The sequence below is a fragment of the Paraburkholderia sp. BR14374 genome (assembly GCF_040948685.1).
In the GTDB taxonomy this organism is placed as follows: domain Bacteria; phylum Pseudomonadota; class Gammaproteobacteria; order Burkholderiales; family Burkholderiaceae; genus Paraburkholderia; species Paraburkholderia youngii.
Genome location: NZ_JBFPKF010000009.1, coordinates 33883 through 49569 on the forward strand (window position 1 = coordinate 33883; position 15687 = coordinate 49569).

A 15687-nucleotide genomic window follows, 5' to 3' on the forward strand; every position below is an offset into this window, starting at 1 on the left:
TCCGCCATGAGAGACGAACCGGTCTGGTTCCTGCTGATCGGCGCACTGCTCACGTTCATGGCGGTCGCGCGCGGGCCGATCCGCCGCTTGCCGCTGACCGGCGCGATGATCTATCTGCTGGTCGGCGTGGCGGTCGGTCCGGCCGTGTCCGGGCTCGTGGGTGTCGATCTGCTCGCCAATACCGTGCTGCTCGCGACGCTCGCCGAAGTCGGGCTCGTCGTGTCGCTGTTTTCGATCGGCATGCATCTGCGCGTGCGGCTGCGCAATCCATTGTGGTGGTTGCCTCTGCGGCTCGGCGGACCCGCGATGATCGTCACCATCGCGTTGATGTTCGGCTTCACCGCCTGGCTGACCGGACGCGCGGACGGTGCGGCGTTGTTCCTCGCGGCAGCGCTCGCACCGACCGACCCGGTGCTCGCGAACGAGTTGCGCGTGACCCAGGCGGGCGACGACGAACCCGTGCGCTTCGCTTTGTCGGGTGAAGGCGGGCTCAACGACGGCGCCGCCTATCCGTTTGCGGTGCTGGGTCTGACGCTTGCCGGCGCGAGGCTGTTCGGCTCCGGCAGCGGCGTGCATTTCGCCGGCTCGGTGCTGTGGGGGATCGTCAGCGCGCTCGCTCTCGGCTGCGTATCCGCAATCGTGTTCGCGCGCGCGATCTTCTTGCTGCGCACCCGCTACGGCGAAGCGATCGGTCTCGACGGCTTTCTCGCGCTAGGGCTGATGGCGACGTCATACGGCGCGGCGCTGCTGGTGCACGCGTATGCGTTCGTGGCGGTATTCGTGGCGGGCGTCGCCGTGCGTCACGAGGAATTGCGTTCGACCGGCGACAAGAATCCGTCCGAAGTGCTCGACGAAGTGCAGCACGGCGAAAGGGCCGATGTCGCGAAAGACCCGGAAAAGGCGCATGCGATCCTCGCCGAATCGATGATGGGCTTCACGCGCGAAATGGAGCGGCTCGCGGAGTTGTCGCTGATGTTGATCATCGGCTGCGTCGTGTCTGCGCATTGGCGCGAGATGCTCGACGTGCGCGCCGTGTTGCCCGCGGTGTTTCTGTTTTTCGTCGCACGGCCGCTGTCCGTCGTCGTCGCGATGATGGGTGCGCGCATCGACAGCAGCCAGCGGTATCTGATGGCATGGATGGGGATTCGCGGTGTCGGCGCGTTTTACTACCTGATGTTCGGCCTCGAATACGCGCGCGGTGCGATGACGCCGCTGCTGCCCGCGGTGCTCGATGCGATCGTGTTGTCGGTGCTGCTGCATGGCTCGACCGCGAACTATCTGCTGCGGCGGTATTTCGACCGGCGTCGCTGAATGAAGCGACGGGCGCGATGGCGTGCGCTAGTGGCCGCGCGCCGCTCCTTGTATCGCAATGTATCTGCGCGACCCACGGATACGTGCGCATACCAAACCCGCTGATCCAGACACATGCGAGATACGTCGGCGCGTTCAAATACGTCCAACGCAAGTTCGAACCCGGATTTGCAGATCTCAACAACACTGGATCAACAGGAGTAAGCCACCATGACCCGCATCGAAAACGTGCTGTACACCGGCAAGACCCATACGACCGGCGGCCGCGAAGGCGCCGCGCGCAGCTCGGACGGCCGTCTCGACATCAAGCTGTCGTCGCCCGGCACCTCGGGAGTTGGAACGAACCCCGAGCAGTTGCTGGCTGCCGGCTGGTCGGCGTGTTACATCGGTGCGCTCGGTTTGGCGGCGCGCGCGCTGCACCTTTCGTTGCCTGCCGATACGAGCGTCGATGCCGAAATCGATCTCGGCACCACCGATGGCGCCTATTTCCTTCAGGCGCGTCTGTTCGTCAGTCTTCCCGGTGTCGAGCGGGACGTGGCGCACGCGTTGATCGAGCGCGCGCATTTGACCTGCCCGTATTCAAAGGCGTTGCGCGGCAACGTGGATGTGCAGACTACGCTCGTTTGAGGGTTGGTCAGGGTAGTTTGTGGCGGCGCGGCGCCGAAGTATCGGGCGCGGCTCCGCCTTTCTGTTACGCGCGCTTGCTACGCGGTGTCGGCTTGGAGCCGACGGCTACTCCGCAGGCGCAACGGACGCCCCCGCGATCCCATGCCGCGCGAGCGCTTCCGCCACGAAGCCCGACGCTTTCACCTCTTCGACAAACGAACGCAGCGCCCGAGCCGCCGCTTCACCGCGGCTCTTCGGTACACCCATCGCCTGCCGGATCACCATGAAGCGCTCGTCGAGCAGGCGCAGGCCGGCCGTTTGCTTCGCATCGGCTTCGAGTTGCTGCTTCACGCCTGCCGCCACTTCCAGCTGCTGCTCGATGAACGTCGGCACGACACTCGGTGAACTCGGCGCGCGGACGATTTGCGCGGCTTTCAGCTCGCGGGTGAGGAACAGATCGTACGCGCTGCCTTTGCCGACCACGACCCGGTTGTGCGCCTGATCCACATCCTGATTCGACCGCACCGGCGAGTCGTCGCGCACCAGATAGAAGCCTTCGATCAGTACATACGGCGCGGTGAATTCAATCGTTTCGCCGCGCAATGGATCGATCGCGAAGAAGCCGAAATCCGCGCGTTCCTCGCTGACGGCCTGCACCGATTTGGCGGCCGTATCGAATACCACCAGTTCCAGTTCGACGCCTAGTTTCGCGGCGAACGCGCGCGCGAGATCGACCGATACGCCGAACGGCTCGCCGGACTCGGCATGGCGATTGGCGAGGATCGGATTGCCGAGATTGATCGACGCGCGCAGCTTGCCCGTGGGCGTGAAGGCGGTGACGACGGAGGGATCGATAGTCATGGAGGTTCTCGTGGCGACCGCGTTCAGGGCGAAGGGCGGTCTCAGGGTTCAAGGAGTTCGCTGATGCGGGACAGCGCGTCGAGCGTATGCAGCAGATGCTGACGCATCGCTTCCGATGCTTCTTCGTTGCGCTCTTGCTCCAGCAGTTCGAGCAGATGCAAATGCTGCTTCGCGTGTTCGACATAGCGCTCGCGATGCTGCATCGAGCGATACGACAGCAGACGGCGCACGCGGTTCACGCGCCGGATCGTGTCGATGAAAAAGCTGTTGCCCGAAGCCTCGACGAGCGACTCGTGAAAGCGCACGCCGCGATCGTGCAACTGGTCGGCGCTATCCGTTTGGATGCCGCCCGCGAGCAGATGCTTCTCCACCTCGCGGCACCGCTCCAGCACCTTGCGCTCGAGCCGGTAACCGGGCTCGAGCAGTGCCGCAGGTTCGAGCGCGAGGCGCAGCCGGTACGACTTTAGCAGGCTGTCGGGCGTGGTCAGCATTGGCGAGAACTGCCAGCCATAGCCCGGTTTGCGTTCGGCCCATCCTTCCCGCGCGATGCGGCCGAGCACCGCGGTCAGTTGCGCGCTCGTCAGTCCGTAGCGGGTGCGGATCAGCTGCTCGGAGAATTCATCGGGCAATTGGTTTTTCAGGCGGTCGTCGGCGATCTGGAAATAGGCGCGCGTCACGACGTCGGCCTCGGCGAGGCGCAGTTCGTCGTCCACGTCCGCAAAAGATTCGGAGAGCGGCTTCGCGAGGAAGAAGCCGCGATTCTTTTCCCGCGTCAAGATGCCTTTCTCGTGCAGCAACGCGAGCGCTTCGTTCACGGGGGAACGTGAGACGCGCAGACGGTCGGCGAGCATCTGTGCGGGCAGGTGCGCGCCGGCGTCGAGTCCTTCGCTCTTGATGAGCTCGACAATCTGCTTGGCGATGGATCGATCGATCATTTGGTTTGCCTTCGGCCGCAACGTCAGCGCAGCGGCGGCGGATGGCACATCGATTGAAAACGGCTCTGGACGGGGTGGCCGGATGTGCCGATCTGCTTCCAGCGAAATCGCGCATTCGGATGAAGCAGCCGAACGGTGTGTGAGCCTTGCGTTACTCAATAGGGACAATTCCCCGTCCGCCAGACGGTAGTCCATCGCGGCCATTTCTTGCGGTTGGTTTTAGATGGCGTACGATTAACCTCACGTTAGCAAAGCGCGTATGAATTAGTAGATTCGAGGCGTTAAGTCGCGGTGCGCCGTCTACCCAATGCTAACAGCAATATTTGCAAGAGGTGGCTACATGAAAAGCGCACACAACGTTATCGACGCTTCTCGGCTCGTTGCAGCTTTGATCCTCGCCTGCGCGGCGGGCTCGGGCGCACAAGCGCAAAGTTCGAACGCGGCACCGGCTGCGGCATCTGCGCCGGGTCTTGCAGTAGCCGCTCAGGCGTCGTCAAACGCACTGGACCCATTCCCTCATGGCCCGCACCCGCATGGCGTCGGACCGAAAGTGCCGCCAGCCTTCGCCCTCGATGGATCGGACGTAGACAAACAGAACGGCGGAGACAAGATCAATCCGAATAATTTCCTCGACGACCGCGGGCCGGCGGTGGATACGCCGTACCAGGCTCCCGAAGCCGCGACTGCCGCTACATTGAGCCGGACACCAGGGGCCGTCGCCGCGCCAACCTTTACGACGACCGACTGGCCGACGTTTGGTATGAACAGGCAGCGGACTGGGTATAACCCAGTCGAGACGGTGCTCACCCAGACCAACGTTAGGACGTTGATAAAGCACTGGGACTCACCTGTGCTGGACGGTGCCATCCTGACTCAGCCGGTACTGGCTGTCGGAGTGATGATCAACGGGGTGCCAACCGATATCGTCTATGTTGGGACAGAGGGGAACAGTACATATGCACTGAATGCCGCGACAGGGAATATCATTTGGAAAAGCGCCCCTATCCCTCAAGCTATCTTGACGTCGGCCTGCCAGGGGCTGTTCCAAGGCAAGATCGGAGTGCAGGGCACGCCCGTCATCGACCATGCCAACAACCGGATTTTCGTTGTGAGCGGGCGAGGCTACCTGCATGCGTACAACCTCCAGACTGGCGTGGATCTCCCGGGCTTCAACCTGCTACTTCTCGACCCAAACAACGCTACTCCAAGAACGATGGTCTATGGCGGCTTGACGCTTAGTCCCGATGGTTCGTCGATATACGTGGGGACAGCCGGTGACCCCTGCGATACGGAGCCGTACCATGGACAGGTCGTCCGCGCGTCCACCACCAACCCAGCTGCGATTCTGCAACGCTGGTACCCGACCGGCGCAAGCGGGCCAGATGGGGGCGGTATATGGGGTATGGGAGGCGTATCGATTCCGCCTGATGGGACGGTCGTCTATGCACTCACAGGCAACGCATTCGCCAATCCGGAAAATGCCGCGTTCGCGGAGCACGTCGTGAAGCTCACGCCGACCCTGGCGGTAGCCGCGTCGAACTCGCCGCTTTCTCCGCCCCTCTCGGACGTCGACTTCGGCGCTACAGCATTGCTCTTTCAGCGTCCCACCTGCCCGACGATGCTCGCGGCCTACAACAAGTCCGGCAACCTGTTCATTTATAACCGAGCCACTATTCAGCAGCAGGGCCCCATTGAAAAGTTGACGATTTCCCAAACTTCAGCCGACGGCAGCAACATAGGCCTTCCTGTATTCGACCCGGTGCTGAATCGGCTTTACGTCGTGTCCCCTGGCGGTTCGGGGAGCAACAACTTATACCAACACGGGGTGATTGCACTGTCGATCGACAGCAACTGTACTGTGAACCCCAAACCCGTGTGGACGGCGCAAGTCGGCTTGAACCAAGTCGCGTTCAACCCGGCTATCCCGCCCGTCGCCGCAAATGGTGTGGTGTATTACGCAGACGGTTTGGGCAACGACTTTTATGCATTGGATGCCGCGGACGGGACCATACTCTTCCACGACCAATACACGCCAGCTCAAAACGGCGAGGGCAACTTCGCGTCGCCGATGGTCGTGAACGGGCAAGTCTTCGTCGCTGGTGGCGACCACGTGGTTCATGCCTATGGCCTCTGACTGCTAAACCCGTTAGCGAAACGTAACTTTTTCGCAAGCATAGCCACTCTGCTTTTATTGCGCAGTGATTCGCAGTATCGCGCCGCTGCGCGCGTCCTGCTGACCCGTCGCAATTCGATGTCGTCGAGGCGTTCCTGGCGCGCGCGCCGCATCGCGCCGTCGCGGTGACGCGCGCGGGTCGACGTTGGTCTCGCACGCAAATACAAGGCTCGCCGGGCTTCTAAACGTAGCGCGAGTTGGACATCATGATAGCCATGCCGCCCACCGCCATCCCTGTCGCGGAATTGCCGGTCGAGCCTGATGCGCCACAGGCGTTCGCGCTCGAACGGAACGCTTCGCGCGCTGTGTGCGCAAGATCGTGACCGGTCGGCAGTTGTTTACCTCAATACTTGAAGTAACCGTTCGCCGCCGAGAGGTGGGGCGACGCGCTATGGAATGCGACTTCACTTCATCGTTGCTTGTACTATGATGAACCGGCGTGTCCCCGTCTTGTCTCTTTAGTAGCCGCGATCGGTGCTGCGACCTGAGGCGCGGTTATTAGCATCGGCACTGTTGGTGTTCGTAAATTCGTGATATAGACGACGCCAAATTCAGTGTGTCCCGATACTCGCATGTATGTTCCTTAGACAATGTGCTCATCGGCACCTACGAAGGAGTAGCATGACTGCATCCCGTTCTAACGCGGCGTCGAGGCGAGTCGCCATTCTGGTCCTGCTCTGTCGCGACTACGCAGCGCTCGAACTGACCCTCGCCAGTCACATGGCGTACCGGCCACCAGGCGTCGAGTTCATCCTGCTTCAGAACTGCAGGGGCGGCTATGACGCGGAACGCACGCTTGCCGTCGCGCGGCGCTATGCAAGACTTTTTCCGGGCATCGTTCGGGTCGTCGACGACATTCCGCCTGGCCCACCTTATCGCACGATCAAAAAACTACTCTCGCAGCCGGCATTCGCCGAAATCGACCTGATCTGCAAGGTGGACGACGACGCGTTTCCGATCGCCGGCGGGTGGCTCGACAAGATGCTCGCCACGTACGACGCGGCGGAAAAGGAAAGCGGGAACGGGCTTGCCTACGTCACCCCGCTCATCAACAACAACAACTGGGGCTTCCCTGAAGTGATGCGCGTGATGAACCTGGAGCGCGAGTACTTCACGAGCCAGGCGCATCCGCATTTCGTCGGGGCCGACGGGGACAAGCGCTATCCGCTGCGAATCATCCCTGCGGAACAGATCGAGATCGGCACCAATGGCACGATATGGGGCTATCCGCACATCGCGCGCTGGCTACATGAACGGACCACGCTTCAGCCTGATGCTTTCATCGCTGCGACTCGGGACCTCGAACCTTGCGAAGTGCCCTCAGAATCGCGCTATTCGATCGGCTGCATTCTTTTTCGCAAGCAGTTGTGGGACATGATCGACGACGGTGGGAAGGACGACGAGCACATGATGCATATGTACTGCGCGCGACACCAGCTGCGAATCGTCTGTGCGCGCAGCGTGCCATTCGTGCACATGGCGTACTTCACCCAGCGCGAGGAGAACCGCGACATCGTCGATGCCGCTCGCGCGCTGTACGACGCGAGGCTCGGCCATCCCTTTCCGATTTCACTCTACGCGGACCGCGAACGCGATATCGAAGCGCGGTTGCGGTGGCTCGAAGATCACCCGCCGCAGGCCACCAAGGGGACGCTTGAAGCGTCGAAGCGTGTCAGTCGCGCGATCTATCGGCGAGTGCGCACGCTGTGGAAAAACGGTCGCCGAGCCTGGTATGTCGTGACTGGCAAGCGCGATGCGACGAGCGGCCGGAGGTCTCCGTCATCATGACGTCTGCTATTGCTTCATGAGAAGCCTCCATCGCCGCTGACCCTGCGAAATGCGCCATCTGGCACATAACGCAGAGCATGCGCTGCTATCTATCGAATCGAGTGCGCGCAGCGCTTGTTCATGGCGGTGACTCTCGTACCGCCTAGACCGATGGCGCCGAAGTGGTAAGCCCCACCAAACGAGTGGCGGAGACTACTTTTTCACCGGAAATGCCAACAGCAGCGAGGCGGCGCGGAAAGGTACTCCCAACCATCCCATGGCGACGCTCTCACGCCGGTCTGTAGATTTCTATTGACATACTTGCCCGATCCACTATCGAAGTGGTGGAATGCGCCAATACCTCTCCGATTTGTGCCGGTTGCTGACATTGGTGCGGCGAAGCATGTACAAATTTCTAAAGTACTTCGTTTCCTGGCCGCGCCTGGTCGACCTTTCGTGGGATTGCGCCGCAACGGCACAAACCCGTTTAACCTAATCAATTGTCTGCTTATTTCAGTTCCTGGCGATTCTGGTGGCGACTCGTTTACGGTGCGCCACGAATTTCATCCGAGTCGGACAACAGTGACGCATCCGCGCCCGACCAGTGCGGACTTGGGGCTTATTGCCGGTAGCGGTGGCTTCCTCGGACGAAGAGTCGGGGAGCCGGTAGCAAGGCCCAACCGGCGTCGGCCTGATCAGGTATTCGCTTCCGCGGAGACCTTACTCACACTCCGCCCAGGGGATATAAAGATCTGTCTCCAAGCGATCCTTCATCGATGTATTGACAACGGCTAACTCATGACGAGTCCACTCCGACACAACATCGTTGCGCTGTCAGTTCTGCAAGCAGCCAACATGCTGCTGCCGCTTGCAACATTTCCCTACCTGTTGCGTGTTCTGCGCCCGGAACACTTTGGTGCATACGTCTTCGCGCAAGCCTTAGTTGGTTATCTCGTGCTGCTGACGGACTACGGTTTTAACTGGTCAGCGACTGCTCACGTCGCACGGGTCCAAAAAGATCGGCACGCGGTATCGAAGATCTTTTGGGCGACGCAAGGCGCAAAGGCGCTTATCGCTGTAGTCTGCTTCGCCATCCTGCTTGTAGCGGCGTTCTTCGTAGCAAGATTGCGCGAACTGCTGCCGGTTCTGCTGGCTACCTATCCGGTCGTTATCGGAACGGTCCTGTTTCCACAGTGGCTCTTCCAGGGCCTGGAGCAGATGACGTTTACTACCGTCTCCACGTTGAGCGCGCGGGTGCTACTGCTTCCGCTAACGTTCTTCCTGGTGCACTCGCCGGCCGACACGTGGATCGCGTCGCTCATCAGTTCGATGAGCGTGATTGCTGCCGGAGTCGTCGCATCGATCCTGATCGCAAAAAACCGACTGATCATCCCCTTGATGCCGAGCATGGCGGACGTCATCGAAGCGCTTCGTGAAGGCTGGCACATGTTCATTTCCACGGCAGCGATCAGTCTGTACACAACCACTAATAGCGTGTTGCTTGGATTTATTGCGGGAGACGTCGCTGTTGGCTACTTTGGCGTAGCCGACAAGATTCGGAACGTCGCCCAGGCGCCGCTCGTACCGTTCGCCAACGCAATTTACCCGCGCGTGACGGCGCTCTTTTCTGAAGACTCCGAAAAGGCGTTTGGGCTGGTGCGCAAGATGCTGTACCTGGGGGGCTCGGCCATGTTGCTGGCTTCGGTCGCGCTCTGGGCCGGCGCCGATTTGATCATTCGCATCGCCGTGGGCCCTGGGTACGAACCAGCGGTCATCGTCCTTAAGTGGATGGCCCTCCTGCCCCTGCTCATCTGTCTAAACAATGTACTGGGCGTTCAGGTGATGCTGCCGCTCGGCATGAAGAAGAGAGTCAGCGAGATACTGGTCGTCTGCGGCTTGATCAACCTTGCCCTGCTCGTGCCTCTTGCATCGGCTTATGGCGCTCAGGGCGCGGCAATGTCAGTGCTTGCCACCGAATTTCTGGTTACGGCCTTGATGGCTCTCCACCTGATCAAATGCAAGATTCCAGCTTTTTATACGAGGATGCGCAGAGATGAATTATGACTTCCTTATCGTAGGCGCCGGCTTTGCAGGCGCGGTCTGTGCCGAACGTCTGGCGGCAAGCGGCAAGCGTGTGCTAGTCGTAGACAAGCGAAATCATATTGGCGGCAATGCCTATGACCGCGAGGATGAGAACGGTGTGCTGATCCATCCGTATGGTCCGCACATCTTTCATACGAACAGTAAGCGGATATTTGAGTACCTGTCGGGTTTTACCGATTGGCGCTTCTACGAGCATCGCGTAAAGGCTTATGTAGACGGGGATCTGTATCCGATACCGATCAATCGCACAACGATCAACAAGCTATATGGCCTCGATCTGAGCGAGCAGGACACGATAGCGTTCCTTGAGTCGGTACGTGAACCGCGAGAGGCCAATACGACCAGCGAGGACGTGGTGCTGAGCAGCGTTGGCCCGGATCTGTGCGACAAGTTTTTCCGTGGCTACACGCGCAAGCAATGGGGACTCGATCTGTCTGAATTGTCTGCGGGTGTCGCTGCGCGAATACCAACGCGTTCGAACGACGACGACCGGTACTTCACCGATACTTTTCAATTTATGCCGGCGCGCGGCTACACCGCGATGTTCGAAAAGATGCTTGACAGTCCAAATATCGACGTGCGTCTGTCGACCGACTATGACGTGGTGAAAGCGAATATCGAATGTGGACACGTTGTGTACACTGGACCGATCGACGCGTATTTCGGGTATCGGTTCGGCAAGCTTCCGTACCGCAGCCTCCACTTTCAACACCAGCATCTGAGCGACGTGGAGCGTTTTCAGACGACGGGTACCATCAACTATCCGAACGATCACGAATATACGAGGATTACGGAGTTCAAGCACCTCACCGGGCAACAGCATCGAGGAACTTCGATCGTAAAGGAATATCCGCGAGCCGAAGGCGAGCCGTACTACCCGATTCCACGCAAGGAAAACGAGGCATTGTTCATGCGCTACAGCGCGCTCGCGGAGACAGTTACCGATGTGACTTTTGTGGGCAGGCTGGCGCAGTATCGCTATTACAACATGGACCAAGTCGTTGGTGCGGCGCTCAAAGCAGTAGAAACACTCGTCTAAAGGAGTCCTACGAAGGAGAAGCATGACTGCATCCCGTTCTAACGCGGCATCGAGGCGAGTCGCTATTCTGGTCCTGCTCTGTCGCGACTACGCAGCGCTCGAACTGACCCTCGCCAGTCACCTGGCGTACCGGCCGACAGGCGTCGAGTTCATCCTGCTTCAGAACTGTCGGGGCGGCTATGACGCGGAACGCACGCTTGCCGTCGCGCGGCGCTATGCAAGACTTTTTCCGGGCGTCGTTCGGGTCGTCGACGATATTCCACCTGGCCCTCCCTATCGCACGATCAAAAAACTATTCTCGCAGCCGGCGTTCGCCGAAATCGACCTGATCTGCAAGGTGGACGACGACGCGTTCCCGATCGCCGGCGGGTGGCTCGACAAGATGCTCGCCACGTACGACGCGGCGGAAAAGGAAAGCGGGAACGGGCTTGCCTACGTCACCCCGCTCATCAACAACAACAACTGGGGCTTCCCGGAAGTGATGCGTGCGATGAGTCTGGAACGCGAGTACTTCACGAACCAGGCGCATCCGCATTTCGTCGGGGCCGACGGGGACAAGCGCTATCCGATGCGAATCATCCCTGCGGAACAGATCGAGATCGGCACCAATGGCACGATATGGGGCTATCCGCACATCGCGCGCTGGCTACATGAACGGACCACGCTTCAGCCTGATGCTTTCATCGCTGCGACTCGGGACCTCGAACCTTGCGAAGTGCCGGCAGAATCGCGCTATTCGATCGGCTGCATTCTTTTTCGCAAGCAGTTATGGGACATGATCGACGACGGTGGGAAGGACGACGAGCACATGATGCATATGTACTGCGCGCGACACCAGCTGCGAATCGTCTGTGCGCGCAGCGTGCCATTCGTGCACATCGCGTACTTCACCCAGCGCGAGGAGAACCGGGACATCGTCGATGCCGCTCGCGCGCTGTACGACGGGAGGCTCGGCCATCCCTTTCCGATTTCACTCTACGCGGACCGCGAACGCGATATCGAAGCGCGGTTGCGGTGGCTCGAAGATCACCCGCCGCAGGCCACCAAGGGGACGCTTGAAGCGTCGAAGCGTGTCAGTCGCGCGATCTATCGGCGAGTGCGCACGCTATGGAAATGAGCAAGGGCGCGCGTCGCCGAGCGGAGTGTGTGGTTTCGTGATTTCGCGCGGTTGGTGTCAGTCAAATGCAATTCTTCGCCAGTGACTGTCTCTACGTGCCGCGCAATCTGCTTCTACGCATAGGGAAATTGAAAGATGAACAAGTACCTGGTCGTTCTGAGGTGTGGAGACAGTTCCTTGCATCCGCAATGGTTCAGCGGCGGACAGGCACCAAACTTTGATTTGGTGCTGAGTTACTACGGGAAGAACGAAGATTATGCAGACATCTTTGCCAAAGCCATACATCGATTCAAAGGATCAAAATGGGAAGGTCTTAACGACTTCATGTTGCAAAATGCCGAATTGATTCTGCAATATCGTTACATCTGGCTCCCGGACGACGACATCCTGATGGATGTTCAAACCATGAACGACTTCTTCGAGTATGTAGAACGAGAAAATTTCGCACTCGCGCAACCGTCTCTCGACGACAGAAGCTATTTCGGTCACCAAACGACGTTGCAAAACAGGGAGTTTGAATTTCGCGAAACAAATTTCGTGGAGTTGATGATGCCATGTTTATCTTCGAATGCTTTGCATGCGATAAAACACAGCTTCGGGATGAACAAATCAGGCTGGGGCCTCGATTTCTTGTGGCCCAAGTGGGTCGGTTCTTTTGGAAAGGTTGGCATTATTGATCGTTTTTCCGTGTTCCATACACGCCCGGTCGGTTCGGCCGGGAGCGGCATGGGAGACGATTCAAGGACGAGCCCAAGTTTTGAATTGAATCAGACGCTCGCGCAATTCGGGATGCTGGACACTCCGATAAAGGTCATTCGTGGCAAAACAAGAGGTGTAGGCAAATCATATGCGAGCGGTCGACTGGGCAATCCATTGTTGTTCATTCATGCGGTAAAGGGCAGCAATCCGGTGCGACGGAGAGATATCGTCAGTTTTATGAGGTTGCTGAAAGAGTACCTCCCGTGGCTTCATCATATCAAGCGCACAACGTGGCCAATACATCCGGCTCCGGAAGGGCGCTCGAGCCGTTGAGAATGCCGCGCTCGAACAGCAGCTCTTCGATGTCGCGCAGGCTCAACTGGAAGCGGAAATACCATCGAACCGCGCAACTGATGACCCCAGCCGGAAAACGGTGACCGTGATAGAGCGATTTCGATTTCTCTTCACGCCATCTTACCGGCCTCGCAACCTGACAAAGCCGTCGGCAGTTGTGAGGAACGTCAGGATCGACTTGGCGACGGCGGAGATTTTCGATTAAATGATTAATTAGCCACACCCAACCATTGGCGACATTAGTCGGGCGAAAAAAGACATGCTCTACAGATCGCATTTAGTCCTGGATAAACTCGTATCGCGTAGTCCGTTACAAGGCAACCACCTTCTCGCGTACGGCACGTTATGCCGAGCCTCCAATGGTATGCAGCAATGCAGCGATGCTCTCAATGAAGCAAATCGAGGAGGGTAATTATGAGCGATGCAAAATTTGCAACGTTCTGGAATGGTCCGGAATTATCTCCTTATGAAATCGCTTGTTTGAATACATTCACTGCTAATGACAGCGAAATCGCTGTATATAGTTACAAACCCATCAGCAACTTGCCAAAAGGCGTGATCGAAAAGGACGCCCGGTCGATCCTTTCTGCCGACTCGCTGAGCGCTTTTCCCGTTAATGGCGTTCCTTCAATGGCGCGATTCACAGATTATTTCCGGTTGATAATGTTTACCAAAACGGATGAAATCTGGGCGGACACAGATATTCTTCTCCTGAGACGATTTGACCTGAACATTGCGGGCGACTTGGTCGGCCGGGGAAAGCCGGATCTGCTTTGCACCGCACTCCTGCGTCTCGACCCGCAGAATCCACGGCTGCATGATTTAATTCAGCGGGTAGAAGCGATGGAAAACACGGATATAAACTGGCGTGCTACTGGTTCCCATATTTTGACGGAAGTCTATGGTGCAAAGGTCGGCTTGCCTGAAAAAGTGTTTTATCCGGTGCATGCCGATTCCTATTATAAGGTCTTTTTGCCCCACTATTTCGGAGAGTGCGCTGCGCTTTGCGCCAATGCATATACGCTTAAATTTTGGAATAATTGTGTGGTTAAGCTTGGCGTGTTCAAACGGGTCGGTCCACCAGAGGGGTCATTCCTGCATCACGTGTTTGCCAGTACTGGATCCGATCAGCTTTTCGACGAGATCTACCCCGCGGATGTGATGCAGAGGTTGATCAGTAACGCCGAAGAGAGGGTCGGCCGGGATGAAGGCGTTCGCAAACTCATGCGAATAGCATTGGGGCGCGGGTTATCCAGCTAATTTGACGACACGTCGCTCACATACCGGATTTAATTGAGATATGTTGGCATATTCGTCTAATCATCGCAAATTTCATTAAAAAATTCCTATTTGACACACTTGCCTGATCCACTGCCGCAGTGGTGGAATACGCCAATACCTCACCAATTTGTGCCGATTCCTACAATGTATTGGTACAGCGATGCATTCTAGTCTTTTAGAGTACCTTCGTTCCTGGCCGCATGCTGGTCGACTTTGTCCTGTGTTTGCGCCGCGACGGCATAGTCCCGTTTTACCCGATTAATTGTCTGATTATTTCAGTTGCTGGCGATCTTGGTAGATCCCAGACTACCGGCACTTCAGGTCGGCCCGATTTGCTCCCACAACATGATTCGTGATTAGTTGATTTGTTCGCGAAGCAGGGATTTTGCGATATACAACGGGTAGTTCACGCCTCGTTTACCTCCAGGAGCATTGTCTATGTCCGCACCGAGAATCAGCGTTCTGCTGCCTATCTACAAGGTCGAGGACTATATCGAGGACTGTCTCGACTCACTGCTGTCACAATCCTGCACCGATTTCGAAATCATCGCCGTCGACGACTGCAGCCCCGATCGCTCCGGTGAAATTGCCGCCCGGGTTCTCGCGCAACAGGATCGCATTTCGTGGAAGTTAATCAGAAACGTCGACAACAAAGGGCTCGCTGAAACGCGAAAAATCGCAGCATCGGAAGCGCGGGGCGACTATGTGCTCTGCGTTGACAGCGACGACCACGTCCATCGCGATCTCATTTGCACCGTGCTGCGCGAAGCCGACCAGCACGACGCCGATGTCGTCATTTTCGCCGCCGAGCGCATCAGTCCCGATGGCGCCGTCAACGCTCGAATCGATTCCGGCGACGGCATTATCACTGGCGTGGAAGCCGTCCAGAAAATTCTCGAACTCAAGCTGCAAGCCTTTTGCTGGAACAAGCTTGTGCGCCGCTCCATCTTCGTCGCAGCCGATCATCCGTGCGGTCTCATTTTCGAAGACGTTTGCGTGTCGGTGCAAACGCTCGCCAACTCGAAAGTGGTGCGCCTCATTCCGGACAACCTCTATTCATACATGATCCGCGAATCAGGAATTTCGAGACGCTTCAACCCACAGGTCGTCGACCTTTTTGCCATCATGGACCGCGTGGAAAAAAATACCGCGTCCCTCCCGATTACCGACTACAAGCGCCTCTTCTTCCGGCTCAAATACAGCTGGGCATTTCGCGCGATCGCGTTTCAGACCGCGATCACCGCGCCGACCTACCGCCTCGCCAGCCCTATTCTGCAAAGCGTATCGGAGAAGCTGCGCGTGAAGCACCTGCTTGGCCTGTTTGCCGATCGGCATCTGAAGCTTTCCATCACTATGACCATGCTCAAGATCCATCCGTGGATCTTTTATTGCGTCGTGAGACGCTTCAACCGCCGCTGACACAGCAGAATGCGCGATCCGG

The 15687-nt window shown here is 58.1% G+C and carries 12 protein-coding genes and 1 pseudogene; 10 read left to right on the forward strand and 3 right to left on the reverse strand.

What is annotated here, in order from left to right:
- Positions 1-6: 6 nt before the first annotated feature.
- On the forward strand, positions 7-1311 hold the full coding sequence (locus AB3X86_RS21540) for a cation:proton antiporter (protein WP_368597562.1): 1305 nt from the start codon (positions 7-9) through the stop codon (positions 1309-1311).
- Between the two features lie 210 nt (positions 1312-1521).
- On the forward strand, positions 1522-1938 hold the full coding sequence (locus AB3X86_RS21545; protein ID WP_368597563.1) for an organic hydroperoxide resistance protein: 417 nt from the start codon (positions 1522-1524) through the stop codon (positions 1936-1938).
- 105 nt (positions 1939-2043) lie between these two features.
- Here the strand turns inward: AB3X86_RS21545 and AB3X86_RS21550 are convergent, their stop codons facing one another.
- Both AB3X86_RS21550 and AB3X86_RS21555 read right to left on the reverse strand, forming a co-directional pair.
- Positions 2044-2778, reverse strand: a complete 735-nt coding sequence (locus AB3X86_RS21550) for an ABC transporter substrate-binding protein (RefSeq protein WP_368597564.1) — start codon at positions 2776-2778, stop codon at positions 2044-2046.
- A gap of 41 nt (positions 2779-2819) precedes the next feature.
- On the reverse strand, positions 2820-3713 hold the full coding sequence (locus AB3X86_RS21555) for a GntR family transcriptional regulator (protein ID WP_368597565.1): 894 nt from the start codon (positions 3711-3713) through the stop codon (positions 2820-2822).
- Between the two features lie 340 nt (positions 3714-4053).
- On the opposite strand from AB3X86_RS21555, the gene AB3X86_RS21560 reads away from it, so the two are divergent.
- The 6 genes from AB3X86_RS21560 to AB3X86_RS21585 all read left to right on the forward strand — a co-directional run bounded on the left by AB3X86_RS21560 (position 4054) and on the right by AB3X86_RS21585 (position 12944).
- Entirely contained in the window at positions 4054-5847 is a 1794-nt protein-coding gene (locus AB3X86_RS21560) for a PQQ-binding-like beta-propeller repeat protein (protein WP_368597566.1), read from the forward strand.
- Positions 5848-6507: 660 nt separating this feature from the next.
- Positions 6508-7674: a hypothetical protein gene (locus AB3X86_RS21565; protein ID WP_368597567.1), complete on the forward strand. Its 1167-nt coding sequence runs from the start codon at positions 6508-6510 to the stop codon at positions 7672-7674.
- Between the two features lie 777 nt (positions 7675-8451).
- Positions 8452-9717 carry a flippase gene (locus AB3X86_RS21570; protein ID WP_368597568.1) on the forward strand — a complete coding sequence of 422 codons (1266 nt, stop codon included), beginning with the start codon at positions 8452-8454 and terminating at the stop codon, positions 9715-9717.
- Positions 9707-10795, forward strand: coding sequence for a UDP-galactopyranose mutase (gene glf, locus AB3X86_RS21575; protein WP_368597569.1), 1089 nt, complete (start codon positions 9707-9709; stop codon positions 10793-10795). The genes AB3X86_RS21570 and glf overlap by 11 nt, the downstream gene beginning before the upstream one ends.
- A gap of 22 nt (positions 10796-10817) precedes the next feature.
- The gene (locus AB3X86_RS21580) at positions 10818-11912 is read left to right on the forward strand and encodes a hypothetical protein (RefSeq protein ID WP_368597570.1); all 1095 of its coding nucleotides are present in this window, start codon (positions 10818-10820) and stop codon (positions 11910-11912) included.
- A 135-nt stretch (positions 11913-12047) separates the two neighbouring features.
- Positions 12048-12944: a DUF707 domain-containing protein gene (locus AB3X86_RS21585; protein ID WP_368597571.1), complete on the forward strand. Its 897-nt coding sequence runs from the start codon at positions 12048-12050 to the stop codon at positions 12942-12944.
- A 1-nt stretch (position 12945) separates the two neighbouring features.
- Here the strand turns inward: AB3X86_RS21585 and AB3X86_RS21590 are convergent.
- Positions 12946-13047 (reverse strand): annotated as a pseudogene (locus tag AB3X86_RS21590) (IS6 family transposase); the annotation flags it as partial.
- 332 nt (positions 13048-13379) lie between these two features.
- Here AB3X86_RS21590 and AB3X86_RS21595 point away from each other — a divergent pair.
- Together AB3X86_RS21595 and AB3X86_RS21600 are read left to right on the forward strand one after the other, a co-directional pair.
- Positions 13380-14225, forward strand: a complete 846-nt coding sequence (locus AB3X86_RS21595; protein ID WP_368597572.1) for a hypothetical protein — start codon at positions 13380-13382, stop codon at positions 14223-14225.
- Positions 14226-14684: 459 nt separating this feature from the next.
- Complete coding sequence (locus AB3X86_RS21600) at positions 14685-15665, forward strand: glycosyltransferase family 2 protein (protein WP_368597573.1); 981 nt, start codon at positions 14685-14687, stop codon at positions 15663-15665.
- Positions 15666-15687: the final 22 nt, after the last annotated feature.